At 74.6% G+C, this 20,514-nt stretch carries 23 protein-coding genes; 16 read left to right on the top strand and 7 right to left on the bottom strand.

Going from position 1 to position 20,514, the window contains the following annotated elements; translation table 11 throughout:
- Nucleotides 1-16 precede the first annotated feature (16 nt).
- The 7 genes from ACZ4UX_RS30655 (at nucleotide 17) to ACZ4UX_RS30625 (ending at nucleotide 5,027) form a co-directional block, all read left to right on the top strand.
- Nucleotides 17-310, top strand: coding sequence for a MoaD/ThiS family protein (locus tag ACZ4UX_RS30655; protein ID WP_465709010.1), 294 nt, complete (start codon nucleotides 17-19; stop codon nucleotides 308-310).
- 5 nt (nucleotides 311-315) lie between these two features.
- A complete protein-coding gene (locus ACZ4UX_RS30650) occupies nucleotides 316-1,887 on the top strand; it encodes a hypothetical protein (RefSeq protein WP_465709009.1) in 1,572 nt (523 codons plus the stop codon).
- 226 nt (nucleotides 1,888-2,113) lie between these two features.
- Nucleotides 2,114-2,830 carry an LmeA family phospholipid-binding protein gene (locus ACZ4UX_RS30645; RefSeq protein ID WP_465709008.1) on the top strand — a complete coding sequence of 239 codons (717 nt, stop codon included), beginning with the start codon at nucleotides 2,114-2,116 and terminating at the stop codon, nucleotides 2,828-2,830.
- A gap of 298 nt (nucleotides 2,831-3,128) precedes the next feature.
- The gene (locus ACZ4UX_RS30640; protein WP_350517234.1) at nucleotides 3,129-3,209 is read left to right on the top strand and encodes an Ms5788A family Cys-rich leader peptide; all 81 of its coding nucleotides are present in this window, start codon (nucleotides 3,129-3,131) and stop codon (nucleotides 3,207-3,209) included.
- A 220-nt stretch (nucleotides 3,210-3,429) separates the two neighbouring features.
- Entirely contained in the window at nucleotides 3,430-4,263 is an 834-nt protein-coding gene (locus ACZ4UX_RS30635) for a sulfurtransferase (RefSeq protein ID WP_352293668.1), read from the top strand.
- Nucleotides 4,264-4,303: 40 nt separating this feature from the next.
- Nucleotides 4,304-4,594 carry a DUF1416 domain-containing protein gene (locus ACZ4UX_RS30630; protein ID WP_093861460.1) on the top strand — a complete coding sequence of 97 codons (291 nt, stop codon included), beginning with the start codon at nucleotides 4,304-4,306 and terminating at the stop codon, nucleotides 4,592-4,594.
- 184 nt (nucleotides 4,595-4,778) lie between these two features.
- Nucleotides 4,779-5,027 carry a hypothetical protein gene (locus tag ACZ4UX_RS30625; RefSeq protein WP_380385530.1) on the top strand — a complete coding sequence of 83 codons (249 nt, stop codon included), beginning with the start codon at nucleotides 4,779-4,781 and terminating at the stop codon, nucleotides 5,025-5,027.
- On the opposite strand, the gene ACZ4UX_RS30620 is transcribed toward ACZ4UX_RS30625, so the two are convergent.
- Nucleotides 5,021-5,404, bottom strand: a complete 384-nt coding sequence (locus ACZ4UX_RS30620) for a DsrE family protein (protein ID WP_329489105.1) — start codon at nucleotides 5,402-5,404, stop codon at nucleotides 5,021-5,023. The genes ACZ4UX_RS30625 and ACZ4UX_RS30620 overlap by 7 nt on opposite strands.
- 288 nt (nucleotides 5,405-5,692) lie before the next feature.
- Here ACZ4UX_RS30620 and ACZ4UX_RS30615 point away from each other — a divergent pair, with 288 nt between their 5' ends.
- The 3 genes from ACZ4UX_RS30615 to ygfZ all read left to right on the top strand — a co-directional run bounded on the left by ACZ4UX_RS30615 (nucleotide 5,693) and on the right by ygfZ (nucleotide 7,897).
- Nucleotides 5,693-6,295 carry a heme-binding beta-barrel domain-containing protein gene (locus ACZ4UX_RS30615; protein WP_329489106.1) on the top strand — a complete coding sequence of 201 codons (603 nt, stop codon included), beginning with the start codon at nucleotides 5,693-5,695 and terminating at the stop codon, nucleotides 6,293-6,295.
- Between the two features lie 164 nt (nucleotides 6,296-6,459).
- A complete protein-coding gene (locus tag ACZ4UX_RS30610; protein ID WP_329489107.1) occupies nucleotides 6,460-6,924 on the top strand; it encodes a Fur family transcriptional regulator in 465 nt (154 codons plus the stop codon).
- Between the two features lie 10 nt (nucleotides 6,925-6,934).
- Entirely contained in the window at nucleotides 6,935-7,897 is a 963-nt protein-coding gene (gene ygfZ / locus ACZ4UX_RS30605) for a CAF17-like 4Fe-4S cluster assembly/insertion protein YgfZ (protein ID WP_465709007.1), read from the top strand.
- 25 nt (nucleotides 7,898-7,922) lie between these two features.
- Here ygfZ and dtd read toward each other — a convergent pair whose 3' ends face one another.
- Entirely contained in the window at nucleotides 7,923-8,372 is a 450-nt protein-coding gene (gene dtd, locus ACZ4UX_RS30600; RefSeq protein ID WP_329489109.1) for a D-aminoacyl-tRNA deacylase, read from the bottom strand.
- 479 nt (nucleotides 8,373-8,851) lie between these two features.
- Between dtd and ACZ4UX_RS30595 the strand changes: the two genes are divergently transcribed.
- From ACZ4UX_RS30595 to ACZ4UX_RS30585, 3 genes are all read left to right on the top strand, one after another.
- On the top strand, nucleotides 8,852-9,472 hold the full coding sequence (locus tag ACZ4UX_RS30595) for an RsiG family protein (RefSeq protein WP_465709006.1): 621 nt from the start codon (nucleotides 8,852-8,854) through the stop codon (nucleotides 9,470-9,472).
- Nucleotides 9,473-9,548: 76 nt separating this feature from the next.
- Nucleotides 9,549-10,508, top strand: a complete 960-nt coding sequence (locus tag ACZ4UX_RS30590) for an asparaginase (RefSeq protein WP_465709005.1) — start codon at nucleotides 9,549-9,551, stop codon at nucleotides 10,506-10,508.
- A 142-nt stretch (nucleotides 10,509-10,650) separates the two neighbouring features.
- Nucleotides 10,651-10,866, top strand: coding sequence for a dodecin (locus ACZ4UX_RS30585; RefSeq protein ID WP_329489112.1), 216 nt, complete (start codon nucleotides 10,651-10,653; stop codon nucleotides 10,864-10,866).
- Between the two features lie 9 nt (nucleotides 10,867-10,875).
- Here the strand turns inward: ACZ4UX_RS30585 and ACZ4UX_RS30580 are convergent, their stop codons facing one another.
- The 3 genes from ACZ4UX_RS30580 to ACZ4UX_RS30570 are packed head-to-tail and all read right to left on the bottom strand — an operon-like array spanning nucleotide 10,876 to nucleotide 13,789.
- Nucleotides 10,876-11,697, bottom strand: coding sequence for a heme ABC transporter ATP-binding protein (locus ACZ4UX_RS30580; RefSeq protein WP_465709004.1), 822 nt, complete (start codon nucleotides 11,695-11,697; stop codon nucleotides 10,876-10,878).
- Nucleotides 11,694-12,761, bottom strand: coding sequence for a FecCD family ABC transporter permease (locus tag ACZ4UX_RS30575; protein WP_465709003.1), 1,068 nt, complete (start codon nucleotides 12,759-12,761; stop codon nucleotides 11,694-11,696). The genes ACZ4UX_RS30580 and ACZ4UX_RS30575 overlap by 4 nt, the downstream gene beginning before the upstream one ends.
- Nucleotides 12,758-13,789, bottom strand: a complete 1,032-nt coding sequence (locus ACZ4UX_RS30570) for a heme/hemin ABC transporter substrate-binding protein (RefSeq protein ID WP_465709002.1) — start codon at nucleotides 13,787-13,789, stop codon at nucleotides 12,758-12,760. Before ACZ4UX_RS30570 ends, ACZ4UX_RS30575 begins: the two co-directional genes overlap by 4 nt.
- 155 nt (nucleotides 13,790-13,944) lie before the next feature.
- Between ACZ4UX_RS30570 and ACZ4UX_RS30565 the strand changes: the two genes are divergently transcribed.
- Nucleotides 13,945-15,465, top strand: a complete 1,521-nt coding sequence (locus ACZ4UX_RS30565; RefSeq protein WP_465709001.1) for an HtaA domain-containing protein — start codon at nucleotides 13,945-13,947, stop codon at nucleotides 15,463-15,465.
- 40 nt (nucleotides 15,466-15,505) lie between these two features.
- Nucleotides 15,506-17,173, top strand: a complete 1,668-nt coding sequence (locus tag ACZ4UX_RS30560; protein WP_465709000.1) for an HtaA domain-containing protein — start codon at nucleotides 15,506-15,508, stop codon at nucleotides 17,171-17,173.
- A 115-nt stretch (nucleotides 17,174-17,288) separates the two neighbouring features.
- On the opposite strand, the gene ACZ4UX_RS30555 is transcribed toward ACZ4UX_RS30560, so the two are convergent.
- Together ACZ4UX_RS30555 and ACZ4UX_RS30550 are read right to left on the bottom strand one after the other, a co-directional pair.
- Complete coding sequence (locus ACZ4UX_RS30555; protein WP_329489118.1) at nucleotides 17,289-17,960, bottom strand: biliverdin-producing heme oxygenase; 672 nt, start codon at nucleotides 17,958-17,960, stop codon at nucleotides 17,289-17,291.
- A gap of 224 nt (nucleotides 17,961-18,184) precedes the next feature.
- The gene (locus ACZ4UX_RS30550; protein ID WP_329492202.1) at nucleotides 18,185-18,676 is read right to left on the bottom strand and encodes an inorganic diphosphatase; all 492 of its coding nucleotides are present in this window, start codon (nucleotides 18,674-18,676) and stop codon (nucleotides 18,185-18,187) included.
- Between the two features lie 76 nt (nucleotides 18,677-18,752).
- Here ACZ4UX_RS30550 and dacB point away from each other — a divergent pair, with 76 nt between their 5' ends.
- Entirely contained in the window at nucleotides 18,753-20,423 is a 1,671-nt protein-coding gene (gene dacB, locus ACZ4UX_RS30545; RefSeq protein WP_465708999.1) for a D-alanyl-D-alanine carboxypeptidase/D-alanyl-D-alanine endopeptidase, read from the top strand.
- Nucleotides 20,424-20,514 lie beyond the last annotated feature (91 nt).

Here is a 20,514-nt window from a genome sequence, read left to right as displayed (position 1 = left end):
ACGAGAAGGGGTTGCCATGGGCGCGACCACCGAACCAGCGGGCGCCGCTCCGGTGAGCGGGACGATCCGCTACTGGGCGGCGGCGAAGTCGGAGGCCGGGCTGGCCGAGGAGCCGTACGAGGCGGCGACCCTGGCGGAGGCACTCGCGGCGGCCAGGACGCGGCACGCCGACCGGCCGAAGCTCGTCCGGTTGCTCGGACACTGCTCCTACCTGGTCGACGGCTCTCCCGTCGGCGGCCGTGACCACGCGACGGTGTCCCTCACCGAGGGCGGCACGGTCGAGGTGCTCCCGCCGTTCGCGGGAGGGTGAGCGGCGTGACGGACCCGAACAACGTGAACGGCGGCCCGCAGGGCACCGGCCCGGGCGGCTGGCAGCAGCAGCCGCAGCAGCCGCCGCATCCGCAGGCGCAGTCCCAGCATCCGTACGCCCCCCAGCAGGGGTACGCGCCGGAGCCGCAGGAGCAGGTGGCCCGGCCGTACGCCCCCGCCCCCACTCCCGTCGCGGGCCGGGCACCGGGGCAGCCGGGGCAGCCGGAGCACCCGGGGAGCCGGCCGCCGGCCGGTGCTCCCGGGCAGCCGCCGCCGTACGGCGGCGGCCCCGCGCAGCAGCCGCCCCAGCAGCCGTACGGGCAGCAGCCCCCGCAGTCTCCGCCGTACGGACAGCCCCGGCCTCCGCAGCAGCCGTACGGGCAGCAGCGTCCGCAGGCCCGGCCGGGCGGTCAGCAGCAGGCCGGACCGCAGCAGGCCGGACCGCCGTACGGGCAGCAGCCGCAGCCGTACGGACAGCCGCCGTACGGACAGCCGCCGTACGGGCAGCAGCCGCAGCCGTACGGACAGCCGCCGTACGGGCAGCAGCCGTACGCCCAGCCGCCCGTCGACGACGCGGCGACGGCCCTGCTCCCGCCCGTCCCGCCGATGGACGACGCGCCGACGACGCTGCTCCCGCCGGTGGTGGTGTCGGGGGCGATGCCGCCCGCGCCGGCCCCGGCCGCGAACCCGGCCCCGGCGCACGTCCTCGACTCGCCGACCATGACGCTCAAGCGCCCGACAGCCCCCGCCGACGGCCCCGGTGCCCCCACCGGCCGCCGCCGCGCCGGTGCCCCGCACGGCGGTGTGCCGGGTCGACCAGGCACCGTCGCGCCCGGACCGGTCGCGCCCGGTTCCGCCGCGCCCGTCCGGACCGGTTCGCCGATCATCGACCCGGGTCTGCAGCCCGCCCTGATCACCGCCGGTGCGGCCGCGCTGCTGGCCGGGGGCGCGGCGATCGGGCAGCCGGCGCTGGCGCTGGTCGTCGCGCTGCTCCAGGTGCTGACCGCGGCCGGCTGGTTCCGGCTGAACGGCATGTGGCCGGCCCGCCAGGGCATCGCCCTCGCCGTGCTGGCCGGTCTCACCGCCGACGTGGCGGTGCTGCTGGCCGACTCGGACGGCGGGGCGGCAGCCGTCGTCGGCACCCTGGGCGGGTTCTTCCTGCTGGTCCTGGTGCTCCAGACGTTCCGCCCCTCGGACCCGAAGGAGCGGTTCTACGCGCTCACCGTGCTCGGTTCGGCCAGCGTGGTGACGGTGCTCTGCACTGCGCTGCTGCTGGCGGACTGGGTGCCGGCGGCGGTCGGCGCGGTCGCGCTGGCCACCGTGCTGGCCGCGGCGCCGCTGCCCGGTCCGAAGCAGCTGGGCCCGGTGCTCGGACTGCTGGCGGCCGTGGTGTTCGGCCTGGTCGTCGGCGCCCCGTTGGCGCTGGGCGTGCTGGCGGGTCTGGGCGCCCTGGTCGGCCGCCGGGTGGCCGGGTACGACTTCCCGTCCCGCTTCGTGCACATGACGGCGGGCGTGGCCCTGCCGCTGGCGGTGGCCTCGCCGCTGATCTGGATCGCCACCCGGCTGCTGGCCGGCTGAGGTCCGGCGGCACGCCCCGCGACGCCCGGCTCCGGAACCATGGTCCGGAGCCGGGCGTCGTACGGTCGTGCGAGCGCGGTTGTCGCGGCGGCCGGCCGGGCGGCGCGCTCGCGGGCCCGGTGGCGCCGACCGGACCGACGAGTAGGACCGGACCGACCGGTAAGACGAGATCGACGAAGAGAACGACGCGTACGACGACAGCGGCGGGCGACGACGGGGGAGAGCGATGCGCGGTTGGCTGAAGGCGACGATCGGCCTGGTGGTCCTTTCCGGCCTGCTGGTGGGCGCGGACCGGATCGCCGTGGGCCTGGCCGAGGACGAGGTCGCCGAGCAACTGGTGAAGAGCGGCCGGATGAGCCATCGGCCGGACGTGTCGATCGGCGACGTCCCGTTCCTCACCGATCTGCTGTCGAAGAAGGTGGACGACCTCCGGATCTCGGCCGACGGGCTGACCGTCGGTGACGGTACCCACCAGGTGGCGCTGCACTCCTTCGAGGCCCGGCTGTCCGGCGTCGCGGTGAGCGACAGCCTGCGCAGCGCCACGGTGGCCAAGGGCAGCGGCAGCGGCCTGATCTCCTACGCCGACCTCGCCCAGCTGCTGCCGCCCGCCGCCGAGATGGTGCCCGCCGCCGGGAAGCTGCCGGTGGCCCCCAACGCCCGGCTGAGCCTGTCGTACGGCGGGCCGGGCAGGATCAAGGCGGCGCTGGGCCCGCTCGCGGTCGGCGAGGGTTCGGTGCACAGCCAGGGCAACACCGTCACGACGGACGGGTTCCAGCTCAGCGGGGTGGCCGCGATGGTGGCGGGCCTGACCAACCAGAAGGTGGATCCGGTCAGTTTCACCCTCGACCAGCTCCCGGCCGGGCTGAAGCTGTCCGGGGTGACCCCGAAGGAGGAGGGCCTCCAGCTGTCCTTCCAGGGTGACGGCGTGACCCTGATCGGCTGACGCCGGCCGCACCGCCGGCCCGCACCGCCTGCCGCGCCACCGGCCCGCACCGCGCCGTACCCCGTACCGCCGTACCCCGCACTCCTTGCCCCTGTTCCGCTCCGCGAGACGCGCTGTCCAGCGCCGACCGTGGAGCGGTGTGCTTCCCGCCCCCGGCCGTCCCCCGGGGAGGCCCCGAACGGCGGTTGGCCGGTTCCCGCCCACCATGAGAAGGTCAAATCTCGTTATCTGAGCCATCTGATCTCAATATTCGATACGCTGGTGACAGCGGGTGCCCCGTGTCCCTAGCATCGTCGGCATGAAGCGACAGACGGACCTCACGAAGCGGCGGGCGGTAGACCTGTGCCGCGTGGCCGCCTGTCTGTGTCGAATGCGCTAACTCGGCGTCTTTGCAGGGCATTTCCCGCCCGCCGCCGATTTTCCCGGTGATCTGGCCCGGTACCCCGTACCGGCCGTCCCCGCTGCACACCGCAGTCCACCGCTCGGAACAGTGCGCCTCCCTGGTTCGTCCCATTATTCGGACATGAATTCGGAACGGCCGCCGACGAGCACCCGCAGCAGCACCTTCCGCAAACCGCCCTCGGATGGAGAACACCACCATGAGCCGCAGCGACGTCCTGGTCGACGCCGACTGGGTCCAGGCCCGCCTGGACGACCCGAAGGTTGTCATCGTCGAGGTCGACGAGGACACCTCCGCCTACGACAAGAACCACATCCGCAACGCCGTCCGGATCGACTGGAAGAGCGACCTCCAGGACCCGGTCCGCCGCGACTTCATCGACCAGGCCGGCTTCGAGGCGCTGCTGAGCGCCAAGGGCATCGCCAACGACGACATCGTGGTGCTCTACGGCGGCAACAACAACTGGTTCGCCTCGTACGCCTACTGGTACTTCAAGCTGTACGGCCACGGCGATGTCCGCCTGCTGGACGGCGGCCGCAAGAAGTGGGAGCTGGACTCCCGCGACCTGGTCGCCGAGGTGCCGGCCCGCCCCGCGACCGAGTACAAGGCGCAGGCCGTCGACTCCTCGATCCGTGCCTTCCGCGACGACGTGATCGCCGCCATCGGCACCCTCAACCTGGTCGACGTCCGCTCGCCCGACGAGTTCTCCGGCAAGCTGCTCGCCCCGGCCCACCTCCCGCAGGAGCAGTCGCAGCGCCCCGGCCACGTGCCGAGCGCCCGCAACATCCCGTGGGCCAAGAACGCCAACGACGACGGCACCTTCAAGAGCGACGACGAGCTGAAGGCCCTGTACGAGGCCGAGGGCATCGACCTGGCCAAGGACACCATCGCCTACTGCCGCATCGGCGAGCGCTCCGCGCTCACCTGGTTCGTGCTGCACGAGCTGCTCGGCCAGGAGAACGTGAAGAACTACGACGGCTCCTGGACCGAGTACGGCAGCCTCGTCGGCGTGCCGATCGAGCTCGGCAACTGAACCGCCGGCTCCACCCGTAAGGCTGAAGGGAAGACAAGACATGTGCGGTGCGAAGGCCGGTGGGCCGGACCTGGCAGGAGTTGACGTGGCGAACGAGACGATCATCCAGGGTTCCGTGACCCGAGACGGCGAGCCGGTGAACGGCTACGTCCGGCTGCTCGACGAGGGCGGCGAGTTCACGGCCGAGGTGCCCACCTCGGCGACCGGCCAGTTCCGGTTCTTCGCCCGCCCGGGCAAGTGGACGTTGCGCGCGCTCGTCCCGGGGCAGACCGTGGACCGCCAGGTGGTCGCCTCCCAGGGCAACCTGACCGAGGTCGCCATCGCCGTCTGAGCGCTCTGACGCCGCTCCGAGCGCCCCGCGTGCGCTTCGCACGCCGAGCGCTCCGGGTGACCGAGTGCGCCGGATCCGGCCCGAAACGGCCGGATCCGATCCCGAGGGCCCCTGCTTCCGCAGGGGCCCTCGGTCGTACGGTGGAAGCGTGCAGGGGAGCCGGCGGCATCGCTACTACTTCGCCATGATGGGCGTCTGCCTGGGGCTGTTCGTCCTGGCCTGGGGCGTGGTCCGGTTCTGGTCCGTCCCGGCCGCGATCGGCATGTGCGTGGTCGCGATGGTGATCCCGCCCGCCGCCGCGGTGTTCGCGAACAAGCGGGACCCCGAGGACGACTGGTGGAACGACCCGCGCTGGGAGGACCCGAAGTGGGACGACCCCGGTCACGACCGGGACCACCCGGACCACGAGGGGCGGCGGGGGCCGGATCAGTAGACGAGGGCCTGCACGCCGTCCGCCATGATCTCGCTGACGAAGACCTGCGCGCCCGCGATCCGGACGCCCTCGACGGTGTCCTTCTGCTCGATCCCGCGCCGGGCCGCGCACTGGGTGCAGAGGGTGACGGTGCCGGCCGCCAGGATCGACTCCAGCAGGTCCGGGAGCGGCGCCGCGTGCGGCAGCTCGAACTCCGCCGCCCGCCCCGGCAGGGCGAACCAGGACGACTCGCCGGTGAGCCAGAGCGAGACCTCGATCCCGCTGGCGACGGCCACCGCCGCCACCGTGAAGGCCTGCGAGCAGCGCTCCGGCGCGTCCGCACCGGCGGTGACCTTGATGACGAGCTTCTTCGAGTCGGACTTCGTATCGGAGGACATGCCGACACCCTAGATCCCGGCGAAATGCCGACGTGGTGGGGCTCACCGAGACCCGTCGTCACCCGGCGGATAGAGTGAGCGCCAGCAAAATCCACCACACTGTCGCCGCCCTGGGAGCCCCCCGTGTCCGGTCTGGAAATCTTCTTCGACGGTCTGCTGGCCCTCATGGCCGTGCTGATCACCTGGTTCGCCATCTTCTCGGTGATGAAGCTGTACCAGGGCCAGCGCTGAGTCCGGCTGCCGTACGGTTGAAGCTGCCCCACATCGTCGACGACAGCGACCAGGAACATGATCGAGATCCCCTCTGACCTCCACAAGGACGTCGTCCCGCTCGCCTTCCTCCTCGGCACCTGGGAGGGCGCGGGCGTCTACGCGCCGCTGCCCGGCGAGGAGGCCGCCGGTGCGGAGAAGTGCAACTTCGGCCAGGAGATCGTCTTCCGGCACGACGGCCGGCCGTTCCTGGAGTTCCGCTCCCGCACCTGGGTGCTGGACAGCGAGGGCGAGAAGGTCCGCCCGCTGGAGAACGAGCACGCGTTCTGGCGCGTGACCAGCAACCAGCACGGCACCAGCGGTGCCCGCGGGATCGAGATCTCCTCCGTCCGGGACGACGGCGCCGTCGAGATCTGGTACGGCGAGCTGGCCGACGGCAAGCCGCAGATCGACGTCTCCACCGACGCGGTGGCCCGGATCGAGGGCTCGCCGGAGTACTCGGGCGGGAAGCGTCTCTTCGGCTTCGTCAACGAGGAGCTGCTCTGGGTCGGCGAGAAGGCCGCCCCGAACGTGCCGCTGCGCCCGTACATGTCGGCGCAGCTGAAGAAGGTGCTCAGCCCGGCCCAGTTGATCAAGGACATCAACGACCTGCCGGACGACGGCATCGCCTTCTTCCGCTGAGCACGGCGCACCGCTGAGCACGGCGCACCGCTGAGCACGGCGCACCGCTGAGCACGACTCACCGCCGGGCACAGCCCACAGCCCACCGCGCACGAGGTAGGGACCGGCCGACGGCCGGTCCCTACACTTGCATCAGGACCCCCGACCTTGGCAGGGACAGCACCGTGGCGGACACCGGCACCACAGACTGGCAGCTCTCCGGCGACTGGAAGGCCGATCTGCGTCAGCGCGGCTACCGCCTCACGCCCCAGCGCCAGCTCGTCCTGGAGGCGGTCGACGTGCTCGACCACGCGACCCCGGACGACATCCTCGGGCACGTCCGCCGGACGGCCAGCGGCATCAACATCTCCACCGTCTACCGGACCCTGGAGCTGCTGGAGGAGCTCGGCCTGGTGTCGCACGCGCACCTCGGCCACGGCGCTCCGACGTACCACCTGGCGGGCCGTCACCACCACCTGCACCTGGTCTGCCGGGACTGCGAGAAGGTCACCGAGACCGGTACCGAGATCGCCCGCCCGCTGATCGAGAGCCTGCGCGAGCAGCACGGCTTCGACACCGACCTCAAGCATTTCGCCATCTTCGGCCGCTGCGCCGACTGCACCGCCAAGCTCGCCGAGGACCGGCCGTAAGCTGGCCGGTATGAAGAGCCCGCTGCTTGCGCTGCCCGGTGCCGTCCCCGCCGAGGGAACCGACGAGGGCGTGGCCGCCCACTACGGCGACATCTTCCGCGAGCAACGCAACCTCGCGCGGGGCAGCGGCTTCGTGGACCTCTCGCACCGCGGCGTGATCACCGTGACCGGCGACGACCGGCTGGCCTGGCTGCACCTGCTGCTCACCCAGCACGTCAGCGAGCTGCCCGTGCAGCAGGCCACCGAGGCGCTGGTGCTCTCCCCGAACGGACACGTCGAGCACGCCCTGTACCTGGTCGACGACGGCACCACCACCTGGGCGCACGTCGAGCCGGGCACGGCGCAGGCGCTGCTCGGCTACCTGGAGAGCATGAAGTTCTTCTACCGGGTCGAGGTCGCCGACGCGACCGCCGACTACGCGGTGGTCCACCTGCCGGCCGGTTCCACCGCCGCGGCGGACGGCGCGGCGGCGGTCCGCGAGCTGGCCTACGGGCGGGACCTCTTCCTGCCGCGTGCCGAGCTGGCGGCGCTGACCGGGAGCTACGGCCCGGCGGCCGGGATCTGGGCGTACGAGGCGCTGCGGATCGAGGGCCACCGGCCGCGGCTCGGCTTCGAGACCGACCACCGGACCATCCCGCACGAGGTGGACTGGCTGACGACCGCCGTCCACCTGCAGAAGGGCTGCTACCGCGGCCAGGAGACGGTCGCCCGGGTGCACAACCTGGGCCGGCCGCCGCGCCGGCTGGTCTTCCTGCACCTGGACGGCACCGAGGAGACGCTGCCCCCGCACGGTACCGAGGTGCGGCTCGCCTCGGACCCGGACGGCCGGGCACTGGGCTTCGTGACGTCCTCGGCGCGCCACCACGAGCTGGGGCCGATCGCGCTGGCGATCGTCAAGCGGAACGTCCCGGTGGACGCGGTGCTGCTGGCCGGGACGGTGCCGGGGACGCAGGACGTGATCGTCCCGCAGTAGCCGGGCCGGTCGGGCCCCGGTCCGGTCAGACCTCGACCAGGACGGTGAACGGGCCGTCGTTCACCAGTGCGACCCGCATGTCCGCGCCGAAGCGGCCGGTCTCGACCTTGGCGCCCAGGGCGCGCAGCTGGGCGACCACCTCGTCCACCAGCGGCTCGGCGACCGGGCCGGGGGCGGCGGCGTTCCAGGTGGGGCGGCGGCCCTTGCGGGCGTCCCCGTAGAGGGTGAACTGGCTGATCACCAGGAGCGGCGCGCCCAGGTCCGAGCAGGACTGCTCGACCCCGTCGGCCCGGGCCTCGTCCGGCTCCAGCAGTCGTAGCGTCCAGAGCTTGCGGGCCAGTTGGGCCGCCTTGGCGGGGGTGTCCTCGTGGGTGACGCCGACCAGGACGCAGAGCCCCGGTCCCTCGATCGCGCCGACGGTCTCGCCGGCCACCGTCACCCTGGCCTCGGTCACTCGCTGCACCACTGCTCGCATGCGGCCATTGTGCCGGAGCGGGCGGCGCGTTCCGGCGGCCCCCTGAGGGGCGTGCGGCAGGCCCGTACGCGCCGGGTGGTGCGCGCCTGCGCGCCAGGGGATGCCGCTCTCGCTGCGAAAAGCCCCGGTCATATCAGCCACCCCCGTTCGCCAGGGGGCCGTTCGGGTGCACGAGCGGTGCACCGGCGGTGGGCGGGGTGGCACGCTGGGGCGGTACGAGGGTCCGGGGCGCCAGAGGTCCGCCGCGCCGGGTCCGTTCGGCCGGGTGGTCGAGTCGGTAGGTCAGGCGTTCTGGTGGTGTCGCCCCGTGGGGTGGCATCGGCGGGGGCGGGAACCTTTCGGGGGCGATCGCGCGTGCCATCGGACGGGTGTGCGCGGCGGGTACGCGCGACGGCCCGCCCGGGGGGACGGGTCGGACCGGCGGCAGGCGACGGGGTGCCGCGAGCGGGCGGGATCGGACGACGGCAGGTGGTTGGTTGATGGACGCGAGCAGCACGGCACGGGGCCGGTCCGGGCAGACGCCCGAGGGGCCGGAGCCGGTGGGGGGCTACTCCGGCCCGGCAGCGGGTACGGAGGGTGAGCCCGATCTGGGGCGGTTGGGCCTGGAGCAACTGCGCACCCTGCGCCGGGAGACCCTGGAGCAGGAGGCGGACCTCTCCTATCTGCGGCGCCTGCTGCACGGTCGGATGGACATCCTGCGGGCCGAACTCGACCGCCGGCCGGGCGCGCTCCTGGTGGCGGCCGGGGGTGAGAGCCCGGCGGGCGGCGCGCTGCTGGACCGGCTGCCGGCCATCCTCACCGATGCCCCGTCGACGGTCCGCCGCTCCGCCCGGCACGTCACCCTGGGGCCGCCCCGCGGCCAGCAGTCCCAGCTGGAGGCGGACGCCCTGATGGGCGATGTCCAGCTGGCCGACCTGGCCGCGCACCCGCCCGAGGAGCTGCTGGCCGCGCTGGACCGGCTGCGCGCGCACGAGCGCGAGGTGTCCGGCCGGCGGCAGCTGCTGCTGCGGACGGCGGACGGCTGCAGTGCCGAGATCACCCGCAGGTACCGTGATGGGGAAGCGCGGGTCGACGACCTGCTCGCGGGCGGCCCGCTCTGACCGGGTGAGGCGTCCGGGGCGGGTGCGGGCGGTCCGGCTCGCCCCCGGCCCACCCTCACCCCGGAAGGCTTCCGCCATGTCCCACTCCGTCGCCCTGCCCGTGCTCGCCGAGGTCATACGCTCCGGCTTCACCGAGGGCCGGCACCACGGATCGCTGGTCCTGCTCGCCGCCGACGGCTCGGTGGACCTCGCGCTGGGCGACCCCGACGCCCCGGTCTTCCCGCGTTCGTGCGCCAAGCCGTTCCAGGCGGTGGCCACCCTGCGGGCGGGCCTGGCGATCGAGGGCGAGCTGCTGGCGCTGGCCGCCTCCAGCCACTCCGCGGAATCGTTTCACCTGGACGGCGTACGGCGGATCCTGGGTGACGCGGGGCTGGACGAGTCCGCCCTGCGGACCCCGGCCGACCTGCCGCTCGACGAGACCGAGGCCGAGCTGCACCTGCGGTCCGGCGGCGGGCGCGCACCGATCCTGATGGACTGCTCCGGCAAGCACGCCGGCTGGCTGGCCGCCTGCGTCGCCAACGACTGGCCGACCGAGAGCTACCTCGACCCGGCGCACCCCCTCCAGGTGCTGGTCCGCGAGGCCATGGCGGAGGCCACCGGCGAGCCGGCGGCGCACGCCGGGGTGGACGGCTGCGGCGCCCCGCTGCTGGCCGTCAGCCTGACCGGCCTGGCCCGCGGCTACCGGGCGCTGCTGGGCGCCGAGCCGGGGACGCCGCAGCGCCGGGTGGCCGATGCCATGCGCGCCCACCCCGAGTACGTGGCCGGCACCCGCCGGGCCGACACCTGGCTGATGCGGGCGGTGCCGGGCGCGCTGTCCAAGATGGGGGCCGAGGCCGTGCAGGCGGTGGCGCTGCCGGACGGCCGGGCTCTCGCCTTCAAGATCGACGACGGTGCCGAGCGGGCCCGCGGGCCGGTCCTGGCGGCCGCGCTGCGCCGGCTCGGGGTGACCACGGCGGACGGCACGGTGGAGCGGATCGCGGCCGCGCCGCTGCTCGGCGGCGGGGTGCCGGTGGGCGAGATCCGGGCGGCCTTCTAGGCCCGTGCCCGGGTTCCCCGCCACGGGCGGCGCCGCGCGCCCGAGGGCGGGGCCGGGGCCCGCCCGGCGGGCGCCGGAGTGCGGACCGGCCGGTGGCGGTGCACGGTGGACGGGGGCCGTCGCACAGGTGAGGGAGTCCGTCATGAGCGAGCACGTCTACCGGGTGACCGAGATCGTCGGGTCTTCGACCGAGAGCATCGACGCCGCCATCCGCAACGGGGTGGAGCGGGCCTCCCGGACGCTGCGCAACCTCGACTGGTTCGAGGTGACGCAGGTCCGGGGGCACCTGGCGGAGGGCCGGATCCAGCACTACCAGGTCGGTCTGAAGGTCGGTTTCCGGCTCGACGACGACGCCTGACCGGGGCCCTCAGCGGTCGCGCTCGGGCAGGACCAGCGGGACGCCCGTGCGCGGGTGCGCCAGCACCTCCACCGGGTGCCCGTAGACCTCGCTGAGCAGCGGCGCGCGCAGCACCTCGGCCACCGGGCCGTCGGCGATCGTCGCACCGGCGGTCAGCAGCACCACCCGGTCCGCGTAGGCCGCCGCCAGCGACAGGTCGTGCAGCACGACGACCACACCGTCCCCGGCGGCGGCCCGCGCCCGGGCGACCCGCAGCACCAGCTCCTGGTGACGCAGGTCGAGGGCGGCGGTGGGCTCGTCGAGCAGCAGCAGCGCGGTCCGCTGGGCCAGCACCCGGGCCAGCGCCACCCGGGCCCGCTCGCCGCCGGAGAGCGCGGTGAACGGCCGCCCGGCGAAGGCGGTGGACTCGGTCGCGGCCATCGCCCCGGCGACCACCGCGTCGTCCTCGGCGGCGGCCGCCGTGCCGGCCCAGGGGGCCCGGCCCATCCGGACCACCTCGTCGGCGGGGAACGGGAAGGACAGGGCGGCCGACTGCGGCAGCAGCGCGCGGTGCCGGGCGAGTTCGGCCGGCCGGTAGCCGGCCAGCGGGCGGTCGAGCAGCCGGACGGTGCCGGTGGTCGGCGCGAGGTCGCCGGCCAGTACGGAGAGCAGGGTGGACTTGCCGGCGCCGTTCGGCCCGAGCAGGGCGACCACCTCGCCGGCCGTCACCCGGACGTCCGCGCCGGCCAGCAGCTCGCGCCCGCCGACCGTCAGCCGGACGCCCTCGGCGGCGAGCAGCTCGGTGCCCGGGGCGGGGCGTCCGGGTACCTCGGGTCGGGTCCGCAGCCTCATGCCCAGCCTCCCTGCTTGGTCCTGGTGCGGCGCAGCAGCCAGAAGAAGAACGGGCTGCCGATCAGTGCGGTGAGCACGCCGAGCGGCAGTTCGGCAGGCTCGGCCAGGGTGCGGGCGGCGAGGTCGCCGACGACCAGGACCAGCGCACCGCCGAGGGCGGAGGCGGGCAGCAGGAACCGGTGGCCAGGTCCGGCCAGCATCCGCAGCAGGTGCGGGACGACCAGGCCGACGAAGCTGATGATGCCGCTGACCGCGACGGCGGCGGCGGTGAGCAGGGCGACCAGGGTGATCAGCACCAGGCGCATCCGCTCGACGTCCACGCCGAGGTGGCGGGCCGGCCGTTCGCCGAGCGCCAGCAGGTCCAACTGCCGTGCGTAGCGCGGGGCGAGCGCCAGGCCGACGAGTGCGAACGGCAGTACCGCCAGCACCTTGCCCCAGGTGGCCTGGGAGAGCGAGCCGAGCTGCCAGAACGTCACCTGGCTGATCGCGGCGGAGTCGGCGGTGAACAGGAAGAGGCCGATCAGCGCTCCGCAGAAGGCGTTCACCGCGACACCGGTGAGGATCAGCGTGACCACCTCGGTGCGGCCGCCGGAGCGGGACATCGCGTACACCGTGAAGACCGTCAGCAGGCCGGTGGCGAAGGCGAAGGCGGTGACGGTCCAGTTGCCGAAGGCGTCGAGGCCGAGCACGATGCAGCCGACCGCGCCCACCGCGCCGCCGGAGGAGACGCCGATCACGGCGGGCTCGGCCAGCGGGTTGCCGAACACGCCCTGCATCAGCGCGCCCGCGCAGCCGAGCGAGCCGCCGACCAGCAGGGCGAGCACCACCCGGGGGAGGCGGACGTTCCAGAGCACCGACTCCGGGACGCGGTCGAGCGGGTGGCCGCCGAGGCCGAGCCGGTGGCCGAAGGAGGCGAGGATGTCGCCGAGCGGGATGCGGTAGGCGCCGATGCCGGCCGCGAGCAGGGCGCAGAGCACCAGGGCGGCGGCCAGACCGGCGGTGATCACGGCGGTGCGCCGGGGTCCGGGCAGTGCGAGGGCCCTCTTCCGTACGGCGGTGCTCACTTGGCGGCCGCCCGGTAGAGCTGGTCGGCGAAATCGCGGAGCACCTGCGGGGTGCGCGGGCCGTAGCTGAGCAGCTGGCCGTCCTCGATCGAGACGATCCGGCGGTCCAGCCCGGCCGGGGTCTGGGCGACGCCGGGCAGCTTCAGCAGGCCGTCGACGCCGCCGACCGACTCCAGGCCCTTGCTCATCACCAGGATCGCGTCGGGGGCGGCCTTGACCAGGGCCTCGCTGGTGAGCGGGGTGAAGTCGCCGGTGAGCCCGGCGTCCTGGCCGGCGTCCGCGCCGCCGACGGCCTCGATCAGCGAGCCGGCGCCGGAGTCCGGGCCGCCGAGGAGGAAGACGGAGGCGCTGCCGCGCAGGTAGAGGAAGGCGACCTTGGGGTGCCGGCCGGCGGCGGGCAGCGCGGCCTTCGCCTCGGTGATCCGCTGCTCGGTGCGCTCCTTGAGCTGCCGTCCGGCGTCCGGGACGCCGAGGCCGGCGGCGACGGTGTCGATCCGGGGGCCGACGTCGGCGAGCTTCTTGGCGTCGTCGAGGACGATCAGCGGGACGCCCGCCGCGCGGATCTGCGCGATCGCCTCGGTCGGGCCGGTGGAGCGGTCGGCGAGGACGACGGTCGGGTGCAGCGAGAGCACGCCCTCGGCGGAGACGTCGTGCGCCTGGGTGATCACCGGGAGCGCGGCGGCCTGCTGGAAGGTGGTGGAGACGTCCCGGGCGACCACCCTGGGGCCGAGGCCGAGGCTGAACACGATCTCGGCGAGGCTCCCGTTGAGCGGGATGATCCGCTCGGCGCTGGTCACCGTGACCTGGCGGCCGTCGGCGGAGGCGGCGGTGGCCGGGAGCCGGGGAGCGGGCGTCTCGGCCAGTGGCTCCACGGTGTCCGGGGCGCGGGTGGCGGCGGCCCGGCCGGCCGCTCCGGTGGCGCCGGCGCCCGATCCGCAGGCGGTCAGCCCGAGCAGCATGCCGAGGGCCACCAGCAGCAGGAGGGGGCCGCGGGCCACCCGGGGTCGGATCGTGCTGCTGCTCAACATGCGTCCCTTCGCTGGGAGTTGTCGTCGCCATCGGCGGCGGGCCGGGGAGATCGGCGGGACTCTTGACTCATATATTAGGTTAGCCTTACCTGAGTTTCGCAAGGGGGTCGGCGCCGCGCCGACCCCTCCCCAGTCGTGCCGAGGAGTGATCCGCCGTGCCTCTGCCCAGACGGCTCCGTCGCCTGGCCGCCACCCTGGTGGCCACCCTCGCCGCCCTCCTGACGGTGGCGCTGCTGCCGGTCCAGGCCGGGGCGGCGGAGGGCCGGGTGTCCGGCGGGCGACTGGACTGGGGGATCCGGCAGTCCTTCCTGACCTACGTCACCGGCCCGATCGCCAAGGGGAGTTGGGCGCTCACCGGGGGCGCCGCCACGGTCGGCGGGAGCACCTTCCGGTTCCACTCGGCCACCGGCGCGTACGACCCGGCCACCGGCGCGCTGAGCGCCGCGTTCTCCGGCGGGGTCCGGTTCACCGGGCACCAGGAGAACGGCGTCGACGCGCTCGACCTGAGCATCGGCCGGCTCACCTTCCGGGCCGCCGCGGGCGGTGGCGCCGGGCTGTACGCGGACGTCAGCAGCAAGTCCAAGGAGACCGGCCGGGTCAGCAGCGTGAGCCAGGCCAAGCTCGCCGACCTCTCGCTGGCCGGGGTCGACCTGCGCGGCGCCGCCGGCACCCTGACGCTCGGCAACGTGCCCGCGACGCTGACCGATGCCGGGGCGAAGGCCTTCGGCAACTTCTACACCGCCGGGACGGCGCTTGACCCGGTCAACCTCTCGGTCAACCTGCCGGCGGCCCAGCCGGTCCCGGCGGCCCCGTCGCCGTCCGCGCCGGCCGCGCCGGCCGCCGCCCCGACCACCGAGCGGCCGACCGCGATGCCGGAACAGCCGACGGCCGCCCCGGCGTCGACGCCCCCGTCGGCGGCCGCCCCCGCGCCTTTGGCCCGGACGGAGTTCGCGAACGGCGCCCTCGACTGGGGGGTGCGCCGGACCTTCCGCGACTACGTCACCGGCGCGATCGCCCAGGGCCGCTGGGAGCTCGCCGGCGGCGCGGCGGACGGCGGCGCGTTCTTCCGCTGGACCCCGGCCAAGGGCGGGTACGACCCGGCGGCCGGCATCCTCACCGCCGCCTTCTCCGGCAGCGTCCGCTTCACCGGCATGCGGAGCGGCGACGGCTACGGGCTCGACCTCACCCTCGCCAACCCGGGAGTGACGGTGGCCGGCGGTCGGGGCCGGCTGGTCGCGGACGTCTCCGGCCGTACGCCGGACGGCGGTTCGCAGGCGCTGACCGGGGTCGAGCTGGCCGCCTTCGATCCGGCCGGGCTCACGTCCGAGGCGGGCCTGCTGAAGGCCGCCGAACTCCCGCTCAAGCTCACCGAGGCGGGCGCCAAGGCCTTCGGCACGCTCTACCCGGCGGGTACCGAGATGGACCCGCTGAGCTTCGCCGTCGCCCTCGACCCGGCCGCCGCGCTCCCCCCGCTGCCCGACATCGGCAGCGCCCCGCCGGTCGCGCCGGGCCCCGCCGCCACCACGGCCTCCGCCGCCCCCGTCGCCGCGTCCTCCTCCTCGGGCGGCGTCCCGGCGGTGGCGGTGGTCGGCGGCGCCCTGGTGGTCGCACTGGGCGCGACCGCCGCGGTGCTCGCCCGGCGCCGGCGCCGGGCCACCCCCACCGACGCGGCCTGACGTCGGTTCCCGTCCCCCGCCCACCGAACGGAGTCCCACCATGTCCCGCAGTTCCGCCATGCCCGCAGGCCGCCGCAACCGCACCCGGCTGGCCGCCCTCGCCGCCGCCACCGCGGGCCTCGGCCTGACCGCCTTCGGGGCTCCCGCCCTGGCCTTCGGCGCCGGCGGGCCCGGCAGCGTCACGTACGACACCGGCGCGCTGGACTGGGGGGTCAAGGCCAGCTTCCGCGGCTACGTCACCGGCCCGGTCGGCGGCGGCAGCGTGGAGCTGACCGGCGGCGCCACCACCAACGCCGACGGCAGCTTCCACTTCGGCCTGGCGAGCGCGTCCTACGACCTCACCACCCACGCGCTCACCTCGGCCTTCAGCGGCGGCGTCCGGTTCACCGCCCACCACGGCGCGCTGGACGTCGGTCTGAGCGACCTGAAGATCTCCACCTCGGGGACGACCGGCACGCTCACCGCCGACACCGCCTCCAAGGAGTCGATGGGTGCCACCGAGGTCACCCGCCGGGAGGACGTGCCGCTGGTGACGTTCACGGTCGGCCGGGACACCACCACGGGCGTGCCGACGGCGGCCGCGCTCACCGAGCAGGGTGCCAAGGCGTTCGCCGGCTTCTACCAGGCCGGGACCGCGATGGACCCGCTGGCGTTGCTGCTGAAGCAGAGCCCGGCCACGCCGTCGCCGACCGCCACGGCGACGGTCGCGCCCCCGGCCTCGCCGTCCGCCTCGCAGTCCCCGTCCGCCACGGGGTCGCCGTCCGCGACCGGTTCGCCCTCCGCCACCCGGTCGCCGAGCGCCACCGGTTCGGCGTCGGCCTCGCAGTCCCCGAGCGCCTCGGGTTCGCCGTCCGCCTCGGGCTCGCCCTCCGCGAGCGGTTCGCCGTCCGTCTCGAAGTCGCCGAGCGCCCCGGGCTCGCCGTCGGCCACCGCCGCGCCGAACGGCGAACTCGCCATCGTGAACGCCACCCTGGACTGGTCGGTCAAGGAGAGCTTCCGCAAGTACCTGACGACGATGGCCAACGGCAAGGTGGAGTTCGGCGGCGGCGCCGCGGACTACCGCTTCGGCGGCGGCACCGGCAGCTACGACACCGCGACCCACGCGGTGTCGGCCGGTTTCAACGGCTCGGTCCGCTTCCTCGGCCACCCGGAGGGCGGCGGCTACCAGCTGGACACCACCCTCGCCGGGTTCGGCCTGAAGATCGACAAGGACGGCGCCTACCTGACCGCCGACGTCAACGCGAAGTCCCGGGACGGGAAGGGCGACACCGCGCTCACCGGCGTCCGGATCGCCAGGCTGGACCTCTCCGGGGCGAGCTTCGCCCCGGTCGACGGCGTGGTGACGCTCTCCGGGGTGCCGGCCACGCTGACCGCCGAGGGCGTGCCCGCGTTCGGCAGCTACCCCGCCGGCGAGGCCCTCGACCCGGTCACCGTCGCGCTGGCCTTCGACAAGGGTGCCCAGCTGCCCACCGGCCCGGCGGCCGGTGCCGGCACGGGTGTGGGGACGGGTACGGGGGCGGGCAGTGGCTCCGGCGGCGCCGCGGGGAGCGGCGGGGGCGCCTCGCTGACCACCGGTGGCGGCGCCTCGCTGGCCTCCACCGGCGCGGACACCCCGGTGGTGCCGCTGCTGGCCACCGCGGCCGGTCTGCTGCTGCTCGGTGGCAGCGCCACGGTGCTGGCCCGCCGCCGGACCGCCGCGCAGGCCTGATCCGGCACCCGGGAAGCACCGGGCCCCGGCGAGCAACCGCTCGCCGGGGCCCGGTGCTTCGCCGTCCGGTCGGGCGCGGGCGCACCGGCGCGGGGACGTTCCCGCGCGGCGGTGGTCAGGCGCTCAGCGGGTAACGCCCGTCCAGGTCGTGGAAGATCGCGCCGTTGAGCACGAAGGCGCGCTTGCACTCCTCGACCACCCGGCGGCGCTCGATGTCGTCCAGCGCGAGCCCGGCGGCGTCCAGCTTGGCCCGGTAGTCGCGCTTGAAGGCGGCCGGGTTGTCGACCTCCTCGAACACGTAGAAGCGCACGCCGTCGCCCTTGCGCTCGAAGCCCCAGGTCTTCTCGGCGATGCCGCGGATGATCTGACCACCCGACAGGTCGCCGAGGTAGCGGGTGTAGTGGTGCGCGATGTACCCGGCCGGCCACTCGGCCGCCAGCTCCTCCACCCGTGCCACGTACGCGGCGGTGGCGGGCAGCGGCGCGAGCCCCTCGCGCCAGCCGGGCCCGCGCAGGTGCTCCAGGTCGCGCTCGATGGCGGCGGTGCGCAGCAGGGCCCGGTCGATGAACGGTCCGGCCACCGGGTGGTCCGCCAGCTCGGCGGTCCGGCCCTCCAGGGCCCGGTAGACGTACCAGAGCTGGCCCGTGAGGTCGGCGTAGGCGTCGATGCCGAGCCGTCCGCCCAGCAGGCGGCTCATGAAGGACGACTGCTCCGCGGCCTCGTGCTCCTCGCTGCTGGCGGTGCGGAGCACGGTGGAGAACGGGACGGGCTGCTCGGGCGTGGGCATGCGGCCTCCAGGGATCGGAACGGGCTCCGACTTTTTGGTTAGCCTAACCTAAGTCCCCATCATGCCGACAGAGTGTCGGCAAAACCGGTCGGGGAACAACGCAGGAGCCTCCGGGCGCGGCAGGGAACGGCGAAGGCCGGGGTCGCGGACGAATCCGCGAACCCCGGCCCCCGACTGCCCCGACCTACCTCGAACCGCCCTGCGAACGAGATCGGTACGAGGGCTCAGTGACCGCCCTGCTCCGCAAGCCGCTTGATCGACGCGGTGACCTCGGCCTCGGCCTCGGCGCGGCCGACCCAGTTGGCGCCCTCGACGGACTTGCCGGGCTCCAGGTCCTTGTAGACCTCGAAGAAGTGCTGGATCTCCAGACGGTCGAACTCCGACACGTGGTGGATGTCCTGCAGGTGCTCCCAGCGGGGGTCGGTCGCCGGGACGCAGAGCAGCTTGTCGTCGCCGCCGGCCTCGTCCGTCATCTTGAACATGCCGATGACGCGGCACTTGATCAGGCAACCGGGGAAGGTCGGCTCCTCCAGGATGACCAGGGCGTCCAGGGGGTCGCCGTCGTCCGCCAGGGTGCCCTCGACATAGCCGTAGTCGGCCGGGTAGCGCGTCGAGGTGAACAGCATCCGGTCAAGACGAAGGCGACCGCTCTCGTGGTCGACCTCGTACTTGTTGCGCGAGCCCTTAGGGATTTCGATAAGGACGTCGAACTCCAACGGTTCCTCCAAGGTAGGGACTGACAGAATCCAAGTGTCTCCTACGGGAGCGGGTGCTCAGGAAAGGGGCCGGTCGGTGGGAGCAGTGGTCGGGGCGGGAGACCGCCGCAGGGGGACGGCCGCAGGGTTGTTCGGGGCGGCACTACTGGTCGCCGGCACGGTGCTGGGCTCGGGCGGCGGCGCGTACGCCCAGCCCTCCCCTCCGGCCGGCGGGCACAGCGCGGGCCACGGCGAGGACGGGAAGAAGCACGACGGCGGGGACGGTGACCAGGGCGGCGACCGCGGGCACGACCGCGGCGGCGACCGGGGCGGCGACCAGGGCCGGAACCGGGTGGGAGCGGCGGAGCCGACCGGCCCGACCGGGGCCGCCGGGCCGTCCACCACCCCGCCGCCCGGCACCGCGCCCGCCGGGCCCGCCGGTTCGCCCACGGGGACGCCCGCCACCCCGGCCGCCGGCCGCCCGGCCCCGGTCGCGGGGGCCGTCCTGGCCTCGGTCGAGGCCGGACCGGGCGCCGCGCTGCCGACCGCCCAGGGCCTCCAGCAGGCGCTCGCCGCCGCGCTCGCGGACCGGAACCTGGGCACCGTCAGCTTCGCCGTCGCGGACGCGGCGGACGGCCGGGTGCTCTACGGCTCGGGGGAGAACGCGCCCGCCACCCCGGCCTCCACCACCAAGCTGGCGACCACCGTCGCGGCGCTCTCGCTGATTCCCGGCGACACCCGGTTGGCCACCCGGGTCGTCAAGGGTGCGAACCCCGGCGAGATCACCCTCGTGGGTGGTGGTGACCCGACCCTCACCGCGCTGCCCGCCGACCAGGTGCAGATCGGCGGCGCGCCCGCCGACGCGGACACCGCCCCCGCCTCCCTGGAGGCCCTGGCCCGGCAGACCGCCGACGCCCTCAAGGCGGCCGGCACCACCGCCGTCAAGCTGGACTACGACCTCTCGCTCTACGCGGGCAGCCCCCAGCACAAGAACTACGACGCCGCCAACATCGCGCTGGTCACCCCGCTGATGATCGACGAGGGGAAGGTCGACCCGAAGAGCCGCGAGGACGCGCCGGCCCGGGTGGCCGACCCGGCCGGCCAGGCCGCCGACGCCTTCGCCGCCCAGCTGAAGGCCCAGGGCATCACCGTGGACGGCAAGGCCAAGCCCGCCGCCGCCCCCGCGGCCGCCACCGCGCCGGTCCTCGGCCGGGTCGATTCGCCGACCGTCGCCCGGCTGGTCGAGCGCCTGCTCACCACCTCCGACAACACCCTCGCCGAGGCGATCGCCCGTCAGGCCGCGCTCGCCGCGCACCAGCCGGCCAGCTTCGAGGGCGCCGCCACCGCCGTCACCCAGGAGCTCGCCCGGCTCGGCGTGCCGATGACCGGGGTGGTGCTGGGCGACGGCAGCGGGCTGAGCACGGGCAACGCGATCCCGCCCGCCGTCCTCGTCCAACTGCTCGCGCTGGCCGCCTCGGAGCAGCACCCGACGCTGCGTCCGGTGCTCACCGGCCTGCCGATCGCCGGATTCACCGGCACCCTCGGCAAGCGCTTCGGCGCCGGCTCCGGCGCGGCCGAGGCGGCCGGTCTGGTCCGGGCCAAGACCGGCAGCCTGAACGGCGTCAACACCCTGGCCGGCACGGTGGTGGACGCCGAAGGCCGGCTGCTCGCCTTCGCCGTGATGACGAAGACCACCGCGGCCGCCGACACCGCCCGCGCCGCGATGGACCGCGTCGTGGCCAGACTGGCGGCGTGCGGCTGCCACTGAGTCACCCGCGGCGACGCCGACCGGGGCCGATCCCCGTACACCGGCGGGGGGTTCGGCCCCGCACGGCCGCCGCCCGGAGTCCGGCCGTCCG

The sequence above is a fragment of the Kitasatospora sp. NPDC028961 genome (assembly GCF_055564815.1).
This window is presented reverse-complemented; position numbering and strand designations above follow the sequence as displayed.